The sequence below is a fragment of the Acinetobacter sp. G18 genome, assembly GCF_052660225.1.
Window position 1 is genome coordinate 3,555,900 of the sequence record NZ_CP109658.1, and the last position, 17,977, is coordinate 3,573,876.

Genomic DNA, 17,977 nt, shown 5'->3' on the forward strand with positions numbered 1-17,977 from the left:
TTTCAATCCTGAATATTAAAAAATTTTACTTTAATTAAAATGGGCCATGGCTTAACACTCTATCTTGCAGGATAGAATCCAACTGTTGTTGTCTCTGCTGATAAGCTTTGGAAATACAACTAACGTTGGCAGCGCAGGCATTTCTTTTTTTCAACCATTGTTGTTGAGTATCTTTTTGATTATCTCTGCCTCCCATCGGTAACGCATGTAAAACAATTTGATAGGTCGTTGCCATTTTCACATCGGCATCATTTAAAGAACGGTTTTTACAAATACTCAGTTCTGTCTTAGTTTTTGCAGCATTACACGAAAAACTAGCAGCCTGTACATTATGGGCAAAAGCCATACCACTAAAAAGTGCTAGAGCTATGGCAAATTTTCTATTCATGAGATTATTCCTTTAAAGATATATAAAAAATAGTTTAAAAATAAAAGGTGAAAGAATATGTAGAAAACTGTCTGTTTTATGCTTTTTTAGTGATGTTAAAAATAAAAAACCTCACATAAAATCTATGTGAGGTGCCTGAGTCTAGGTTTGTTATTATATTCTTTCTATTTATTATTATGCTTAAAATCTATAGCTATAACCTAAAGTGTAAACAAATGGGTTAATATTTAAATCGAACTTATAATTAGCAATTGAAGGATCAATTGTTACTTCAGGGCTAATATCTGCATAACGAACATCTACAAATACTCCCCAGTTTTTCGCATCAGCAGGCTGAAAGTTAAAACCAACTTGCCCAGCTACACCAAAATCTTCTTTTACTTTCACAGCAACGCCTTGCTCATCCCAAGGAATGAATGCTGTCGCCCCTATACCAATATACGGTGTGAAACGAGTTGAGTTTTTAAAATGATATTTTGCAGTAATTGTTGGTGGTAATTGTTTAATACGAGCGGCATTCTTACCATCTAATAAAACATCATGATTGACGGGCGCTGCTAATAATAATTCAGCCGAAAAAGGAGATTCGCCAAAAAAGTATTCAACTGATGGTGTAAATGCATATTCATGATCAGCTTTTACTACGCCTAAAGGAGTCGTTGTATCGTCAGATGGAGCAATAACACTACCACCAAATTTTACTTGCCAATTACCAGCAAAAGTAAATGAAGACATCCCCATTAATGCAATAACCAATGCTTTTTTGAACACTTTAATATCTCCAACCTTATTTATATTTATAATAAACATTTATTTTAAATTGATGCAACACCTATTATAAAATTATTTTTATATTTATTTTTAAATAACTGTTTTAAATAAAATTATATATTAACCAACTATTTTAATTGGTTTTTATTCCAACCTTATTAATCAGAATTATTTTATATAACCAACTTTTTTAATATACTTTTAAATCCGAGCATTTTAATATAATTTATTTTGAATACATGTTTTATTTATTCCATAAAAAAAGCCTTCTTAATGATCACCTTTGGATAATTATTAAGAAGGCTTTAAATTTAATATATTATGAAAAATTATAAAATCATAGCTGCAATCCAGCCAAAAACGAGTAGAGGGATATTAAAATGAATAAATGTTGGAATAACAGTATCCCAAATATGGTCATGTTGCCCATCAACACCTAAACCAGCTGTAGGCCCTAGCGTTGAATCAGAAGCTGGAGAGCCTGCATCACCTAAAGCCGCAGCTGTACCTATCAGTGCAATCGTTGCTAATGGTGAAAAACCAAACTGTACACATAAAGGAACGTAAATCACTGCCAAGACAGGAACACTAGAGAAAGATGAACCAATACCAATCGTGACAAACAAACCAATACAAAGCATTAAGAAAGCCGCAAGGGCACGATTATCACCAATAATTTCAACCACACCTTTTACAAGTTGATTAATATCACCCGTATGCGTCATGACTGATGCAAAACCCGCAGCAGAGATCATAATAAAGCCGACTAGAGCCATCATTCGCATACCTTGTACAAACACATCATCTGCATCTTGCCATTTAAAAATGCCTGCTGTAGACAAAATTGCGAAGCCGACTAGACCACCTAAAATCATTGAGCCAGAATAAAGCTGTGCAACTAAAGTGAGACCTATCGCCAGTAAAGCCATAAAAATTGTTTTTTTTGCAATGACAGGAGCTTGTTCTGCTTCATTTTTAAGTTCTTCTGCATCTGCTTTTAGATCTGCTGTTTCATCTTGTACTGTTGCACGTAAAGGTTTATCTAAATCAATCGTGGTTACAGGAGTAATAGCTCGATCAGCATAAATTCTTGGTTTACGGTAACTAATAAATACTGCAACTAAAGTGCCTAACACCATACCTAAAACTGGAATTGCCATACCAATTGGCATCATGCCTCGTTCTACATGTAAACCATAAGCAGCACCGATTTTGTTGATATTCCCCATCAAAATTTGTTCAAGGAAAATCGCACCAAAACCAACAGGTAGAAAAATATAGGTACCCACCAAGCCCAAAGTCAGAATACAAGCTGCGGCGCGGCGGTCTAGTTTCAAGTGATTCATGACTCGTAATAATGGCGGTACGAGTACAGGAATAAATGCGATATGAACCGGAATCAGGTTTTGAGAGAAAATCGCAGAAATGAGTAGAATACCTAAGAGTAAATATTTTACTTTGGTTTCACGGCTTTTCCCCGCTTCCATTCCTAATAAACCAATCAGCTTATGGGCAAGTAGGTCAGGTAAACCCGATTTAGAAAGAGCAAGTGCAAAGGCACCTAATACGGCATAAGCGAGCGCAACTTCAGCACCATCACCAAGGCCTGCATTAAAAGCATCAACTGTTTGAGAAAGACTTAAACCCGAGACAAGACCACCAACAATGGCAGAAACCACTAATGTCAATACGACAGAAACGCGTGCTAGTGAGAGTAAAAACATCACAGCAATCGCCACAACAACAGCATTCATCAACAAATTCAGAACAAAACAAAAGGCGATATTCTATCAGATTCGCATCTACGAAGCCGAAAATATCGCCAAATTAGCAGTTTTGTATATTAAACAGCCACTTATTTGCTTTGTGATTGAATAAACTGACGAATATGAGCTGCTACTTTCTCAGCTTGACTTAAAATAGCCCAATGGTTTGCTTCAAGCTCAACATACTCAAAGTTTTCAACCCATTTTGGCATCGCTTCCGTAATATATTCAGGGCTCACAAAAGTATCATATTTTAAAATAATTGCTTTAACTGGACACTGCGCATAACGCTGACGAGGTGCTGTTAAGCGAGGAATAAAATTAGCACGATATAAATTAATCCCGTATTTGCCATCAGCAGAAATATTATTATTTAACGGTAAATTATCTTTTCGCTCTAAGTCTTTTAATATTTTACCCCACTTTTCTGGGCTAAAAAGAGACCATACTGTTGGCGCGACAAATGGTAAATGGAAGGCACCGATATACCATGATTTTGTTAAAATTTTTAAGATCTTTGCAGGAGACGTTTTAAATTTATCTCTTAAGAACAACGCAGCGTGATCTAAACAAGGACCAGAAATGGTTGTGTAAGATAACAAGCGGCCTTTAAATTTAGGTTCAGTTGCAGACTCCCAAGACTGAATCGAACCCCAATCATGTGCAGCCATATGGAACTGTCGATTTGGCAGTACTTCATCGACGACTTCTTGTAAATCTAAAGATAAGCGCTCTAAACGGTAATCGCGTATCCGTTTAGGAATAGATGACAAACCCGCTCCACGGACATCATAAGTAACGATATAAAAATCATTAATTAAATATTCAATGACCGATTCCCATACTTCCTGATTATCAGGATAACCATGTACTAAAACTAATGGGGTCTTTTTCTCATCGCCCCAAGCCTTGGCACATAGGGTTTGTTGATCAGTTGTTGTTACTGTATAAATCTTTGGCTGCATAATCATTTCCTATTTTGTTTTTCAATTGATCATGTCGTTAATCGGATAAAGCATTGCCATCAATATAAAAAAGATGATACTTATCTAGTATGACCAGTGTTGCAATAAAAAAAATTGACTATTATGGCTATTTTAAAAAAACTTCAGAACATTCCTTCTATCTCTAAATTCTTATTTAATTATTATCCTCCCTACCGTGGTGCAGGGATTCATATTGAAATCATGAATTTAGAACTTTGCCACGTTCGGGTAAAAATGCCCCTTAGCTGGAAAAACCAAAATTTAGTGGGAACACATTTTGGCGGTAGTCTTTATTCAATGGTAGACCCGTTCTATATGCTTATTCTTATGCACCATCTAGGACCAAAATATATTGTTTGGGATAAAGCAGCTGAAATTAACTTTTTATCACCTGGACGAAGTACCGTTTACGCTGACATTCGAGTCGACTTAGCAGAGATTGAGCAGATTCGAGAACTCGCCGAGAACTATGCGCCAGTTCTTAGAACATATCATCTCAATATTTTTGATGAATCTGGAGTAAGAATTGCTGAAGTACAAAAGACTCTTTACATCCGCCGCAAAAAAGCTAAAGCTTTCCACCAATAAAATAAGCGCTCAAAAGCGCTTATTTTATGTCAATAAATTCTATCTCTTCTCTTCATAGGCTGCGCCAGCACCACCGCCTAGTGCACCACCAATTGCAGCGCCCGTATCACCACCAAAAATTGCTTTACCTACAACAGAGCCAATACCAGCACCAATTGCGCTGCTTGTTGTCGAACTTCTATCACTACCTTTAGCATTTGCCCCCACACCAGCGCCTGCTGCTGCACCAACACCCGCACCTATACCACCACCTACATGGTTACCTACGCCACCACCCACAGCACCGCCTAATGCAGCAGCACCAATACGCTGATCAGATGGGCTCATATTTTGACAGCCAGTAAACATAACTGCAGATAATACTAAAGTAGACACTAAACCAATTGTTTTCTTCATGACCATACTCACTCCATTGTGCTCTATTCCAAGCATAATCTTCTTTTATGGGGGATTTTATGAGTTTGTGTTAACACACTGTTGTGGACGATTGATATTTTGTAAAAGCCTTATAGAATCGATAATTAATTCATCTTAATGCGCTTAAATTAAGAAAAAAAGAAGCTCTCAAAAAACCTAAGAGCTTCTAATTTAGATACGATCAACCTAACTTAGTACTTCCCTTTTTTTTCCTCATAAGCAGCTCCCGCACTACCGCCAAGTGCACCACCAGCAGCAGCACCCGCCTCACCGCCAATGACTGCTCCACCTAAAAGTGCCCCTACACCTGCGCCAATTGCACTATTACGCGTAGTTTTACTATTCGAACCTTTTGCATTTGCAGCTACACCTGCACCTAATGCAGCACCTAAGCCTGCACCAAGGTTACCACCCAAGCTTTTACCCACTGCACCACCAGCACCACCACCAATCGCCGCAGAACCAATACGCTTACTTTCTGGACTTGCGTTTTGACAACCTACAAACAAAGTGCTCGACATTAAACCCACACCTGCAATCATCATCATTTTTTTCATTCGATTTACTCCAGTTTTCATAAGTAGGTAGCCTAATTTGCTTATGTGGAGTCTTTATCCCGCTTAAGTAATAAAATATTTGCTCTTTAATATTCTTATGTAATTACAACTTAAAATTGTTAAATAACTTTAAATAAAAAAGGCACCCTGAGGTGCCTTTTTTAATGCCAATCTAAACTTAGAATTGTTCTGAGTTTAATGCTTGGCTAAATGCTTGGTCTACTTCACTGAAGTCATTATGAAGCTCATGTTCTGCAGCTTCTGCTTCTTGACGACGACGCTCTAAGTGGTACGCAAGACCAGTACCAGCTGGAATCAAGCGGCCCACAACAACGTTTTCTTTCAAGCCACGTAAATCATCTTCTTTACCTGTTACAGCAGCTTCAGTTAACACACGAGTTGTTTCCTGGAACGATGCAGCAGAGATGAACGAGTCAGTAGAAAGCGATGCTTTCGTAATACCCATCAATTGACGTTCAAACTTAGCTGGGAACTTGTTCTGAGCCAATACAGCTTGGTTCTCTTGAACAACGCGGATGTAATCCACTTGCTCGCCTTTGATAAAGCTTGTATCGCCACCATCAGTGATATCAACTTTACGCAACATTTGACGTACGATAACTTCAATGTGCTTATCGTTGATTTTTACACCTTGGAGACGGTAAACGTCTTGAACTTCGTTCACAATGTAGTTTGTTAATGCAACTTCACCTTTCAAACGTAAGATGTCATGCGGGTTTTGTGGACCATCAGAAATAGTTTCACCACGGTTCACATGCTCGCCTTCAAACACGTTGATTTGACGCCATTTTGGAATCAACTCTTCGTAAATTTCAGAGCCGTCATCTGGTGTAATCACTAAACGGTTCTTACCTTTAGTCTCTTTACCAAAGCTTACGATACCAGACACTTCTGCCAAGATTGCATGCTCTTTAGGTTTACGCGCTTCGAACAAATCAGCAACACGCGGAAGACCACCGGTAATATCACGAGTACGCGATGTTTCTTGTGGTACACGACCGATAACGTCACCCACACCAATTGTTTCGCCATCACGGACAGTTACAATTGTATTTTGTGGTAAGAAGTAGAACTGTTCAGTGCCATCAGTCATATCTAATACGATTGCTGGACGTAAATCTTTACCAGAAGCAGGACGTGCTGTTACAGGTAAGATTTCAACAGTTGTCATACCAGTTGCATCATCAGTTTTCGATGTTGCAGTTACACCATCAGCAATTTGGCTGAAACGCGCTTTACCAGCAACTTCTGTTACTAATGGATGTGTATGCGGATCCCAAGTTGCAACGATACCACCAGCCTCAACCATTTCACCATCTTTCAACAAGATGCTTGCACCGTAAGGAAGTTTATAACGTTCGCGCTCACGACCTAGCTCATCAGCAATACCAATTTCACCTGAACGTGAAACTGAAACTAAATGACCTTTCGCGTGTTGTACAGTTTTCACGTTGTGGAAACGTACAGTACCTTTATTACGTACTTGAACACTGTTTGCAGCAGAAGTTCGGCTCGCAGCACCACCTACGTGGAACGTACGCATCGTTAACTGTGTACCTGGCTCACCAATTGATTGTGCAGCCATTACACCTACTGATTCACCTGGGTTCACCAAGTGACCACGTGCAAGGTCACGACCATAACAACGAGCACATACACCGAATGTAGATTCACATGCGATTACTGAACGTACTTTAACTTCATCGACACCAGCTTCTTCAAGCTGAGCTGCGATTTTCTCGTCAATTAACGTACCACGAGGTAATACAACTTCATCATCAGATGCACGACGTACATCTTCAGCAGTTACACGACCTAATACGCGGTCACGTAATGGCTCGATGACATCACCACCTTGAATGAATGGAGTCATCACCAAACCACCCGCTGTACCACAGTCAGGTTCGGTAATTACTAAATCTTGCGCTACGTCTACAAGACGACGAGTCAAGTAACCAGAGTTCGCAGTTTTTAATGCTGTATCGGCCAAACCTTTACGCGCACCGTGTGTCGAAATAAAGTACTGAAGTACTGTTAAACCTTCACGGAAGTTCGCTTTAATCGGTGTCTCAATAATCGAGCCATCTGGTTTTGCCATCAAACCACGCATACCAGCAAGCTGACGAATCTGTGCCGCACTACCACGGGCACCAGAGTCAGACATCATATAGATGCTGTTGAATGATTTTTGCTTCTCGTCTTCACCTTGTTTGTTTTTAACAACAGTGTAAGACAAGTTATCCATCATCGCTTTCGCAACTTGGTCGTTTGTACGCGCCCAGATATCGACAACTTTGTTATAACGTTCACCAGCAGTTACGAAACCTTGTTCGAACTGTTGTTCGATTTCACGAACTTCTGTTTCCGCTTTATCAATAATTGTGTGTTTCGTAGGTGGAATGAGCATGTCTTCCATACCTACCGATACACCTGAACGAGTCGCTTGACGGAAGCCCAAGTACATTAACTGGTCAGCAAAGATAACTGTATCTTTCAAACCAAGTTTACGGTAGCAAGAGTTGATTAACTTAGAGATGTTCTTTTTAGTCATCTCAAGGTTGATCATGTCAAAACTTAAACCTTGTGGAACAACTTCCCAAAGTAAACAACGACCTGGTGTTGTATCAACGATAATCGTTTGGTGTTCACGTTCACCATTTTCATTGATAACAGTTTGATGCACACGCACTTTAACACGCGCATGAATCGCAACTTGACCAGTTGCAAGTGCACGGTTTACTTCGTGAGTATCAGCAAACACCATGCCTTCACCTTTGGCATTTACTGCATCACGAGTGATGTAGTAAAGACCCAAGACAACGTCCTGAGAAGGAACGATGATTGGCTCACCGTTTGCTGGTGACAAGATGTTGTTTGTTGACATCATCAACGCACGAGCTTCTAACTGTGCTTCAAGTGTCAATGGAACGTGTACCGCCATTTGGTCACCGTCGAAGTCGGCGTTAAACGCAGCACAAACGAGTGGGTGAAGACGGATTGCCTTACCTTCAATAAGAATAGGTTCAAATGCTTGAAGACCTAAACGGTGAAGTGTTGGCGCACGGTTCAACATCACTGGATGTTGACGAATTACAGATGCAAGAACGTCCCAAACTTCTGGAGTTTCACGCTCAACCATTTTCTTCGCAGCTTTAATGGTTGTTGCCTGACCTGAAGCTTGTAGTTTCGCGAAAATAAATGGCTTGAATAATTCAAGTGCCATTTTCTTCGGAAGACCACATTGGTGAAGACGTAAAGTAGGACCTACAGTAATTACCGAACGACCAGAATAGTCAACACGCTTACCTAACAAGTTCTGACGGAAACGACCTTGCTTACCTTTGATCATGTCTGCCAAAGATTTTAATGGACGTTTGTTAGAACCAGTGATTGCACGACCACGACGACCGTTATCAAGCAATGCATCTACAGACTCTTGTAACATACGTTTTTCGTTACGTACGATAATGTCTGGTGCTGCAAGGTCAAGAAGACGCTTCAAACGGTTGTTACGGTTAATCACACGACGATATAAATCGTTCAAGTCAGAAGTCGCGAAACGACCACCTTCAAGTGGAACTAATGGACGTAAATCTGGTGGAAGCACCGGAAGTACATTCATTACCATCCATTCAGGCTTGTTGTTTGAATCTTTGAATGCTTCCATCAATTTCAAGCGTTTAGACGCTTTTTTCAACTTCGTTTCAGAAGTTGTTTGAGGAATTTCTTCACGTAAACGTGAAATTTCAGCTTCAAGATCGATGTCTTTCAACAAGTCTTGAACAGCTTCCGCACCCATTTTTGCAACAAATTCGTCACCGTGCTCTTCTAGAGCTGTAAAGTATTCTTCATCATTAAGAAGTTGATACTTTTCAAATGGCGTCATGCCAGGATCAGTAACAACGTATGATTCGAAATACAACACGCGTTCGATATCACGAAGAGTCATATCAAGTAATAAACCGATACGGCTTGGTAACGATTTTAAGAACCAGATATGCGCAACTGGTGAAGCAAGTTCGATGTGACCCATACGTTCACGACGAACTTTTGCTGTAGTTACTTCAACGCCACATTTTTCACAAATGACGCCTTTATATTTCATACGCTTGTATTTACCACACAAGCATTCGTAATCTTTTACTGGACCAAAGATTTTGGCACAGAATAAACCATCACGTTCTGGTTTGAACGTACGGTAGTTGATTGTCTCAGGTTTTTTAACTTCACCATGAGACCATGACTTAATCATTTCTGGTGACGCAAGACCAATACGGATACGGTCGAACTCAATTGGTGCATGACCATCTGAATCCGTTTTCTTACGCATGATATCGAGCAAGTCTTTCAATTTTTTTCTCCGTGTGTCGGGAAGCCTCGCTTACCCGACTGGGTCACAAATATTGTTTTTTCCTAAAAAATCGTGAGTCTTACGACTTAGTCACCATTTTTCAGTTCAATGTTGATACCTAAAGAACGGATCTCTTTGGTCAATACGTTGAACGATTCAGGCATACCCGGATCCATATAATGGTTACCATCTACAATATTCTTATAGATGCGAGTACGTCCTTCAACGTCATCCGACTTCACTGTAAGCATTTCTTGAAGGGTATATGCTGCACCGTATGCTTCAAGTGCCCATACTTCCATCTCACCGAAACGCTGACCACCGAATTGTGCTTTACCACCAAGCGGCTGTTGTGTAACAAGTGAGTAAGAACCAGTTGAACGCGCATGCATCTTGTCATCAACCAAGTGGTTCAACTTCAACATGTACATGTAACCAACAGTTACTGGACGGTCAAACTGTTCACCTGTACGCCCGTCAAACAATACTGTTTGACCTGTACGTGAAATGTCAGCTAATTCAAGTAAATCTTTAATTTGACTTTCTTCAGCACCATCAAATACCGGAGTAGCCAAAGGCACACCAGCGCGCAAGTTGCCTGAAAGTGCTAGGATTTCGTCATCCGTTAAGCTATCAAGATCTTCTTGCTCGCCACCGACTTTGTTATAAATCTTGTCTAAGAATTCACGTAGCTCTAAAACTGTACGTTGTTCTTTCAACATTTTTTCGATTTTGTCACCAAGCCCTCTAGCCGCCATACCCAAGTGAGTCTCAAGAATCTGACCTACGTTCATACGAGATGGTACACCCAGTGGGTTCAATACGATATCTACTGGTACACCGTTAGCATCGTGTGGCATGTCTTCAACAGGTAAGATGTTAGAAACAACACCCTTGTTCCCGTGACGACCAGCCATCTTATCACCAGGTTGAATACGACGTTTAACAGCTAGGTAAACCTTAACAACTTTCAATACACCAGTTGTTAACTCGTCACCTGTTGCAAGCTTACGTTTCTTCTCAGCAAATTTCTCATCGATTTCTGCGCTCTTCTCTTTCAAGAACACTTGAATTTGAGTTAAACGCTCAGCGATTGCTTCATCTGTTGGTTGGATTTCAAGTAAATCAACAAGCTCTAAACCAGATAATAAATCTTCAGAAAGTTTATCACCGCGTTTAGTTGAACCACCGCCATTAGACTCTTGGCCTTTAAGTAAACGAATTACACGTTCACGAGCCGCTTCTTCGAAGATTTTATATTCTTCTTTCAAGTCTTTACGGTAAGAATCAAGCTGTGCTTTTTCAATCGCTAATGCACGGTCATCTTTCTCTAAGCCATCACGAGTGAAGACTTGAACATCGATAACAGTACCTTTAGTACCAGATGGAACACGTAAAGATGAATCTTTAACGTCAGCAGCTTTTTCACCAAAGATTGCGCGAAGCAATTTTTCTTCAGGAGTTAACTGAGTTTCGCCTTTAGGCGTTACTTTACCAACTAAGATGTCACCAGCAGTAACTTCAGCACCGATATAAACAATACCTGATTCATCAAGTTTAGAAAGCGCAGCTTCACCTACGTTAGGAATATCGGCAGTAATTTCTTCTGCACCTAACTTAGTATCACGTGCTACACATGACAATTCTTGAATATGAATAGAAGTTAAACGGTCTTCTTGAAGAACACGCTCAGATAACAAGATCGAGTCTTCATAGTTGTAACCATTCCATGTCATGAACGCTACACGCATGTTTTGACCAAGCGCAAGTTCACCCATGTCTGTAGATGGACCGTCTGCCAAGATGTCACCACGAGCAACTTTGTCGCCCAAATTCACGATAACATTTTGGTTAATACAAGTATTTTGGTTCGAACGTGTATATTTGATGAGGTTATAGATATCTACACCCGCCTCACCAGCAACCATTTCATCTTCGTTTACACGAATAACGATACGAGAAGCATCTACAAATTCAATTGCACCACCACGGTTTGCGATTACACACACACCAGAGTCACGTGCTACGTTCGCTTCCATACCAGTACCAACAAGTGGCTTGTCAGCACGTAAAGTAGGAACAGCCTGACGTTGCATGTTCGAACCCATCAATGCACGGTTCGCGTCATCGTGTTCAAGGAATGGAATAAGTGATGCAGCAACAGATACAACCTGCTGTGCAGAAACGTCCATATGCGTCACTTTTTCAGGTGGCATACGTACGAATTCACCTTGGTGACGAACAGAAACGAAGTCTTCTGTTAAGTTGCCATCTTTATCTACAGCAGAATCGGCCTGTGCGATAACAGTGCCTACTTCTTCAATAGCAGATAAATATTCAACTGCATCAGTTACACGACCATCTACAACTCGGCGGTAAGGTGTTTCCAAGAAACCGAAATCATTCGCTTTTGCATATACAGAAAGCGAGTTGATCAAACCAATGTTTGGACCTTCAGGAGTTTCAATTGGACAAACGCGACCATAGTGAGTTTGATGTACGTCACGTACTTCGAAGCCAGCACGCTCACGTGTTAAACCACCAGGACCAAGCGCAGATACACGACGCTTATGTGTAATCTCAGATAATGGGTTGTTTTGGTCCATGAACTGAGATAATTGGCTTGAACCAAAGAATTCTTTGATTGCCGCAGCAACTGGCTTAGCGTTAATCAAGTCTTGTGGAGACAAGTTATCTGTTTCTGCTTGGCTTAAACGTTCTTTAACAGCACGCTCAACACGAACTAAACCAACACGGAATTGGTTCTCTGTCATTTCACCAACAGAACGTACACGACGGTTACCTAAATGGTCGATATCGTCTACTTCGCCTTTACCGTTACGGATTTCAACCAATGTACGTAATACATCGATGATATCTTCGTGCGACAAAATACCTTCAACTTCACGAGACTTCTGATCAGTACCAACTTCGTAAGGACGACCTAAACGACGGTTGAACTTCATACGACCTACTGGAGATAAGTCATAACGCTCAGAAGAGAAGAATAAGTTGTTGAACAAGTTTTCAGCAGCTTCTTTTGTTGGCGGCTCGCCTGGACGCATTACTTTATAAATTTCAACTAAAGCTTCTTCACGTCCTGCTGTTGTGTCTGCACGCAATGTATCAGCAACAAAAGAACCACGATCGATGTCGTTTGTGAACAGGATGTTAAATTGCTTAACACCACCTTCCGCTAACTTCACCATCACTTCATGGCTTAATAACGTATTCGCAGCAATTACTTCACCATCACGTAAAGTAATATCTTCAGCAGTAATACGCTCATATAAGTATTCATCAGGAACTGAAAGCTTAGTTAAACCTGAAGCTTCCATTTGACGTACATGGCGCGCGTTAATACGTTTACCTTGCTCAACAATGACTTTACCTTCATTGTCAGTAATATCAAATTGAGCCATTTCACCACGTAAACGCTCAGGAACAAGGTCAATTTGATAACTACCCATGTCTAGGTACACAGGTACTTTTTCGTAGAACAAATTCAAGATTTGTTCATTGTTATAACCTAGTGCACGTAACACAACAGTAGCAAGTAATTTACGACGACGGTCAATACGTACGTAAACTAGATCTTTTGCATCGAACTCGAAGTCTAACCATGAACCACGGTAAGGAATGATACGTGCTGAATACAACACTTTACCACTTGAGTGAGTCTTACCTTTATCATGGTCGAAGAACACACCTGGTGAACGGTGTAATTGAGATACGATTACACGCTCAGTACCATTGATTACAAAGGTACCATTTTCAGTCATGAGTGGCATTTCACCCATGTAGACTTCTTGTTCACGTACGTCTTTAATTGATTTAGTTTCGCGATCTTTAATAATCAAACGAATTTTTACGCGCATTGGTGCCGCATAAGTCGAACCACGTAAAATACATTCACGCACATCAAACTCAGGCTTACCAAGGCTATACTCAACAAATTCTAAAGCAGCATTGCCAGAATAACTTTCTATAGGAAAAACTGAACGAAATGCGGCCTGGAGACCGATATCTTCACGGTTTTTTGGAGATTTGCCACCTTGCAAGAACGTTCTATACGAATCGACCTGAATCGAGAGTAAGTACGGTGCTTCCATTACTTGGGGCAACTTACCAAAATTCTTACGGATCCGTTTCTTTTCGGTATATGAGTATGCCATCTGGAGTCCTCGGAAAGTAAACCAAGCCCGCCTGCAGAACGGGCTCAGAAGGAATTACACAGGCCGATATGGCCACCACTGCTTACAAATGCTGCAACTTTTAGTGGTACTAAAACACTTAACAATATTTTTTAAAAAGAAAAATATTGGTAAGCATTTGAAATTAATTGATTTATTTAGTTTTTTCTAAAAAATAAACAAAACTAACAAAAATCGAGCCGATTATTGTAACGCAAAAAGGCTGATGACCCAAGAGCCATCAGCCATTTTATGGAGCCGATTTAAAAACCGACTCCTTTTACAATTACTTAAGTGTAACTGTAGCACCAGCTTCTTCAAGTTTCTTCTTAAGTTCTTCGCCTTCTTCTTTAGAAACGCCTTCTTTAAGAACTTGAGGAGCACCTTCAACTAGGTCTTTAGCTTCTTTAAGACCAAGGCCAGTTGCTTCACGAACTGCTTTAATAACAGCTACTTTGTTAGCACCGAAAGAAGTCAACTCAACGTTGAATTCAGATTGTTCTTCAGCAGCTGCAGCAGCGCCACCAGCTGGAGCAGCAACAGCAACAGCAGCAGCAGAAACGTTGAATTTCTCTTCGAAAGCAGAAATTAATTCAACAAGTTCAAGAACAGTTTTTTCAGCAACTGCGTTTAAGATTTCTTCGTTAGTTAAAGCCATGAGAATAACTCCAAATGGATATTGAATGGTGTGTAAAATTGATTAAGCAGCTTCTGACTCGTTTTTCTCTTTGAGCGCTGTAATGAGGCGACCCAATTTCGAAATAGGAGCTTGAAGAACAGAGGCAAGCATAGTAAGCGCTTTCTCTTGGTTTGGAAGATTAGCAATTACGCTAACATCAGCACCTTGATAAACTTTGCCGTCAAATGCAGCAGCTTTTAATTCAAATGCTTTGTTAGTTTTTGCAAATTCTTCAAACAAGCGTGCAGCTGCACCCATGTCATCTTCAGAAGTTGAAAAACCTAGAATTGTTGGACCAACAAGGTTGTCGTTCAAGATATCAAATTGAGTACCTTGGAATGCGCGCTTAGCCAAAGTGTTACGTACGATACGTGTAGTTACACCTAACTTACGAGCTTCAACACGAAGTGTTGTTAATTGCTCTACGCTTAAACCTTGATAGTCAGCAACAACGGCTGCAAACGCTTTAGAAGCAACTTCACTTACTTCTGAAACGATCTGTTTTTTGTCTTCGATAAGAAGAGCCATTGTAAAACCTCCTAAGGTGATTTATGCACCCAATGGGCACACTCCCAATTCGTAAGCCTTTCGACTTACACGCGGAGGAGGAACAAATCACACCACCGCGTCTACGCAGGCTGGATTATTAAGAAAAGCCGCTATCCGAAAATAACGCCTTCTCGCCTGAGGTCTTTGACGCTGATAAATTCTCATTCATCAATTCAAAGTCCGCCTGATAAGCAAGAGTCAAAGCGTTGCTTTAACTGCGCAAAAATAGAAATTTATTTCTATTTTTGCTACCTACTCAATCAGGACTTTAAAATTCTGTACAGAACTAAGTTAAAACTTAGTTAGAAACGTTGTTTACATCAACAGTAAGACCAGGACCCATAGTTGAGCTCAAAGTGATCTTTTTGATGTATACACCTTTAGAAGTTGCAGGTTTTAACTTTTTCAAGTCAGCAACTAAAGTTTCAACGTTTTGGCGGATTGCAGCAGCATCAAAGCCAACTTGACCAATCGCAGCGTGGATAATACCCGCTTTGTCTACACGGTAACGAGCCTGACCAGATTTTGCGTTTTTAACAGCATTCGCAACATCAGGAGTTACAGTACCTACTTTAGGGTTTGGCATTAAACCACGTGGACCAAGAATTGTACCGAGCTTACCAACAACACGCATAGCGTCTGGAGCAGCGATCACAACATCAAAGTCAAGGTTTCCACCTTGGATGCTTTCAGCAAGGTCATCAAAACCTACAACATCAGCACCAGCTTCTTTAGCAGCTTCTGCTTGAGCGCCTTGAGCAAATACAGCTACACGTACAGTTTTACCAGTACCTGCAGGTAATGTAGTAGCACCACGAACAACCTGATCAGATTTACGTGGGTCTACACCAAGATTTACAGCAACATCCAAAGATTCTTTGAATTTTGCAGCAGGTAGGCTGTTAAGAACTTCTACCGCTTCTTCCAAAGTGTAAACTTTGTTTGCTTCAACAGCAGCAGCAATGGCTTTTTGACGTTTAGTTAACTTTGCCATGTCTTATAGCTCCACTTCCAAGCCCATAGAACGTGCAGAACCAGCGATGGTACGAACACGTGCGTCTAAATCAGCACCAGTTAAATCTGGCTCTTTAGTAGTCGCAATTTCTTCTAACTGAGCACGAGTCAACTTACCAACTTTAGTTTTGTTTGGTACAGATGAACCCTTTTGGATACCAGCAGCTTTCTTAAGAAGAATAGAAGCTGGAGGAGTTTTCATGATGAATGTGAACGACTTGTCGTTGTACACAGTAATCACTACAGGAATTGGAAGACCTGGTTCAACTTTTTGTGTAGCAGCATTGAATTCTTTACAGAATGCCATGATGTTTACACCACGTTGACCTAATGCAGGACCAATTGGTGGAGATGGATTTGCTTTACCAGCTGGAACTTGCAGCTTGATATAGCCGTCAATCTTCTTAGCCATTTTAAAATACCTCTGGGTACAAACGCCGCTAGGCTCCCCAATCTTTACGCAACACTACTGTTACAACAACAATGCCCGATAAAATCGGGCGCTTTTCAACCAATTGAGATTAAATCGTTTTTTCGACTTGACGAAATTCGAGTTCAACCTGAGTTGGTCGATTAAATACATTAATCGTCAACGTTAAACGTGACTTTTCGTATTGAACCTCTTCCACCACACCTTTAAAGTCAGTGAATGGGCCATCAATAACGAGTAATTCTTCACCTGGTTCAAACATCGTCTTAGGACGTGGAGCTTCACCAGTATTACGTACACGCGCAAGAATCGCATCTGCTTCACGTTGAGTGATTGGCGCAGGTTTTTCAGGTGTACCACCGATAAAACCTAATACTTTCGGACATTCTTTAACAATATGCCAAGTATCGTCATTCATTTCCATTTCAACTAACACATAGCCAGGAAAGAATTTACGCTCAGACTTACGTTTCTTACCATCCTTCATTTCTACCACTTCTTCGGTAGGAACAAGGACATCACCAAAGCTATCAGCAACAGCGCTACGCTGGATTCGTTCTGTAAGCGAACGCAACACTTGTTTTTCATAGCCAGAGTAGGCATGAATAATGTACCAACGTTTCATAGCTCTTTTACCCGATAATCAACTTAATTAACCAACCCAAACCATAGTCAAAGCACCATAAAACCAATGATGCAACAACTACAACCAATAGAACCTGCCACGATGTCGTGACTGTTTCTTGTTTTGTTGGCCAAGTTACTCGACGCAATTCGACTCGTGCATCTTTTAGCAAACGAACGAAGCCTTTACCTTGATGGGTGGCGTATAATAAACCTAAAGCCACAACGATACAAGCTAAAATTGCACCAACGCGAACCCAAACATTATTTGCAGGTGCCCAATACGCTGGCAAGTGCTGATTCACCATAGTAGCCGAAAGCAACAATGCAATTGCAATCACCCATAGAACAATATCTAGAGGCGAACCAGAACGAACAACTTCAGCAGAATTATTTCTTTGAGGAATTGGCGCGTCGCTCAATGCGTCACGCGATTTATCATTCGACATTTTTGTACTCGTCGTAGAACTCGCGACTTATTATATGAACAACTAAGCCAGCATCAAGCTTTTTATTTCAAAATATGGCAGGTCAGGAGGGACTCGAACCCCCAACATTCGGTTTTGGAGACCGACGCTCTACCAATTGAACTACTGACCTATAATGCAAGTTGAGAGCCAAAGCCCTCAACTTGAGACGTAAT

Annotated in this window: 15 protein-coding genes and 1 tRNA gene; 1 reads left to right on the forward strand and 15 read right to left on the reverse strand. The window is 40.6% G+C overall.

What is annotated here, in order from left to right:
* Positions 1 to 34: 34 nt before the first annotated feature.
* The 4 genes from NE363_RS16800 to NE363_RS16815 form a co-directional block, all read right to left on the reverse strand.
* A complete protein-coding gene (locus tag NE363_RS16800; protein ID WP_004699150.1) occupies positions 35 to 388 on the reverse strand; it encodes a lysozyme inhibitor LprI family protein in 354 nt (117 codons plus the stop codon).
* A 180-nt stretch (positions 389 to 568) separates the two neighbouring features.
* Positions 569 to 1,159, reverse strand: coding sequence for an OmpW/AlkL family protein (locus NE363_RS16805; protein ID WP_107972898.1), 591 nt, complete (start codon positions 1,157 to 1,159; stop codon positions 569 to 571).
* 329 nt (positions 1,160 to 1,488) lie between these two features.
* Positions 1,489 to 2,913, reverse strand: a complete 1,425-nt coding sequence (locus tag NE363_RS16810; protein WP_445535502.1) for a Na+/H+ antiporter family protein — start codon at positions 2,911 to 2,913, stop codon at positions 1,489 to 1,491.
* A gap of 101 nt (positions 2,914 to 3,014) precedes the next feature.
* Positions 3,015 to 3,896, reverse strand: coding sequence for an alpha/beta fold hydrolase (locus NE363_RS16815; RefSeq protein ID WP_081408178.1), 882 nt, complete (start codon positions 3,894 to 3,896; stop codon positions 3,015 to 3,017).
* 117 nt (positions 3,897 to 4,013) lie between these two features.
* Between NE363_RS16815 and NE363_RS16820 the strand changes: the two genes are divergently transcribed.
* Positions 4,014 to 4,499 carry a DUF4442 domain-containing protein gene (locus tag NE363_RS16820; protein WP_077162854.1) on the forward strand — a complete coding sequence of 162 codons (486 nt, stop codon included), beginning with the start codon at positions 4,014 to 4,016 and terminating at the stop codon, positions 4,497 to 4,499.
* Positions 4,500 to 4,538: 39 nt separating this feature from the next.
* Here NE363_RS16820 and NE363_RS16825 read toward each other — a convergent pair whose 3' ends face one another.
* The 11 genes from NE363_RS16825 to NE363_RS16875 all read right to left on the reverse strand — a co-directional run bounded on the left by NE363_RS16825 (position 4,539) and on the right by NE363_RS16875 (position 17,934).
* A complete protein-coding gene (locus NE363_RS16825) occupies positions 4,539 to 4,895 on the reverse strand; it encodes a DNA transfer protein p32 (RefSeq protein ID WP_445535503.1) in 357 nt (118 codons plus the stop codon).
* Between the two features lie 212 nt (positions 4,896 to 5,107).
* Positions 5,108 to 5,473 (reverse strand): hypothetical protein, encoded by a 366-nt coding sequence (locus NE363_RS16830; protein WP_004699161.1) that lies wholly within the window; start codon positions 5,471 to 5,473, stop codon positions 5,108 to 5,110.
* Between the two features lie 178 nt (positions 5,474 to 5,651).
* Complete coding sequence (gene rpoC, locus NE363_RS16835; RefSeq protein ID WP_004699163.1) at positions 5,652 to 9,845, reverse strand: DNA-directed RNA polymerase subunit beta'; 4,194 nt, start codon at positions 9,843 to 9,845, stop codon at positions 5,652 to 5,654.
* Between the two features lie 86 nt (positions 9,846 to 9,931).
* Entirely contained in the window at positions 9,932 to 14,020 is a 4,089-nt protein-coding gene (gene rpoB, locus NE363_RS16840; RefSeq protein WP_004699165.1) for a DNA-directed RNA polymerase subunit beta, read from the reverse strand.
* A 304-nt stretch (positions 14,021 to 14,324) separates the two neighbouring features.
* Positions 14,325 to 14,696, reverse strand: coding sequence for a 50S ribosomal protein L7/L12 (gene rplL, locus NE363_RS16845; protein WP_001229360.1), 372 nt, complete (start codon positions 14,694 to 14,696; stop codon positions 14,325 to 14,327).
* A 42-nt stretch (positions 14,697 to 14,738) separates the two neighbouring features.
* Positions 14,739 to 15,245, reverse strand: a complete 507-nt coding sequence (rplJ, locus tag NE363_RS16850) for a 50S ribosomal protein L10 (RefSeq protein ID WP_002157004.1) — start codon at positions 15,243 to 15,245, stop codon at positions 14,739 to 14,741.
* Between the two features lie 319 nt (positions 15,246 to 15,564).
* A complete protein-coding gene (rplA, locus tag NE363_RS16855) occupies positions 15,565 to 16,260 on the reverse strand; it encodes a 50S ribosomal protein L1 (protein ID WP_019456806.1) in 696 nt (231 codons plus the stop codon).
* A gap of 3 nt (positions 16,261 to 16,263) precedes the next feature.
* Positions 16,264 to 16,692 carry a 50S ribosomal protein L11 gene (gene rplK, locus NE363_RS16860; protein WP_001074682.1) on the reverse strand — a complete coding sequence of 143 codons (429 nt, stop codon included), beginning with the start codon at positions 16,690 to 16,692 and terminating at the stop codon, positions 16,264 to 16,266.
* A gap of 109 nt (positions 16,693 to 16,801) precedes the next feature.
* Complete coding sequence (gene nusG / locus NE363_RS16865; protein WP_003654499.1) at positions 16,802 to 17,335, reverse strand: transcription termination/antitermination protein NusG; 534 nt, start codon at positions 17,333 to 17,335, stop codon at positions 16,802 to 16,804.
* A 7-nt stretch (positions 17,336 to 17,342) separates the two neighbouring features.
* Positions 17,343 to 17,783: a preprotein translocase subunit SecE gene (gene secE, locus NE363_RS16870; protein WP_004699177.1), complete on the reverse strand. Its 441-nt coding sequence runs from the start codon at positions 17,781 to 17,783 to the stop codon at positions 17,343 to 17,345.
* Between the two features lie 75 nt (positions 17,784 to 17,858).
* A tRNA-Trp gene (locus NE363_RS16875) sits at positions 17,859 to 17,934 on the reverse strand.
* Between the last annotated feature and the right edge of the window lie 43 nt (positions 17,935 to 17,977).

Bases quoted from the DNA above. Each gene is read 5' to 3' on its own strand.
- NE363_RS16825 (WP_445535503.1), bottom strand. From the start codon at position 4,895: ATGAAGAAAACAATTGGTTTAGTGTCTACTTTAGTATTATCTGCAGTT.
- NE363_RS16830 (WP_004699161.1), bottom strand. From the start codon at position 5,473: ATGAAAAAAATGATGATGATTGCAGGTGTGGGTTTAATGTCGAGCACT.
- rplJ (WP_002157004.1), bottom strand. From the start codon at position 15,245: ATGGCTCTTCTTATCGAAGACAAAAAACAGATCGTTTCAGAAGTAAGT.
- nusG (WP_003654499.1), bottom strand. From the start codon at position 17,335: ATGAAACGTTGGTACATTATTCATGCCTACTCTGGCTATGAAAAACAA.
- rplL (WP_001229360.1), bottom strand. From the start codon at position 14,696: ATGGCTTTAACTAACGAAGAAATCTTAAACGCAGTTGCTGAAAAAACT.
- NE363_RS16820 (WP_077162854.1), top strand. From the start codon at position 4,014: ATGGCTATTTTAAAAAAACTTCAGAACATTCCTTCTATCTCTAAATTC.
- NE363_RS16810 (WP_445535502.1), bottom strand. From the start codon at position 2,913: ATGAATGCTGTTGTTGTGGCGATTGCTGTGATGTTTTTACTCTCACTA.
- rplK (WP_001074682.1), bottom strand. From the start codon at position 16,692: ATGGCTAAGAAGATTGACGGCTATATCAAGCTGCAAGTTCCAGCTGGT.
- NE363_RS16800 (WP_004699150.1), bottom strand. From the start codon at position 388: ATGAATAGAAAATTTGCCATAGCTCTAGCACTTTTTAGTGGTATGGCT.
- secE (WP_004699177.1), bottom strand. From the start codon at position 17,783: ATGTCGAATGATAAATCGCGTGACGCATTGAGCGACGCGCCAATTCCT.
- rpoB (WP_004699165.1), bottom strand. From the start codon at position 14,020: ATGGCATACTCATATACCGAAAAGAAACGGATCCGTAAGAATTTTGGT.
- NE363_RS16815 (WP_081408178.1), bottom strand. From the start codon at position 3,896: ATGATTATGCAGCCAAAGATTTATACAGTAACAACAACTGATCAACAA.
- rplA (WP_019456806.1), bottom strand. From the start codon at position 16,260: ATGGCAAAGTTAACTAAACGTCAAAAAGCCATTGCTGCTGCTGTTGAA.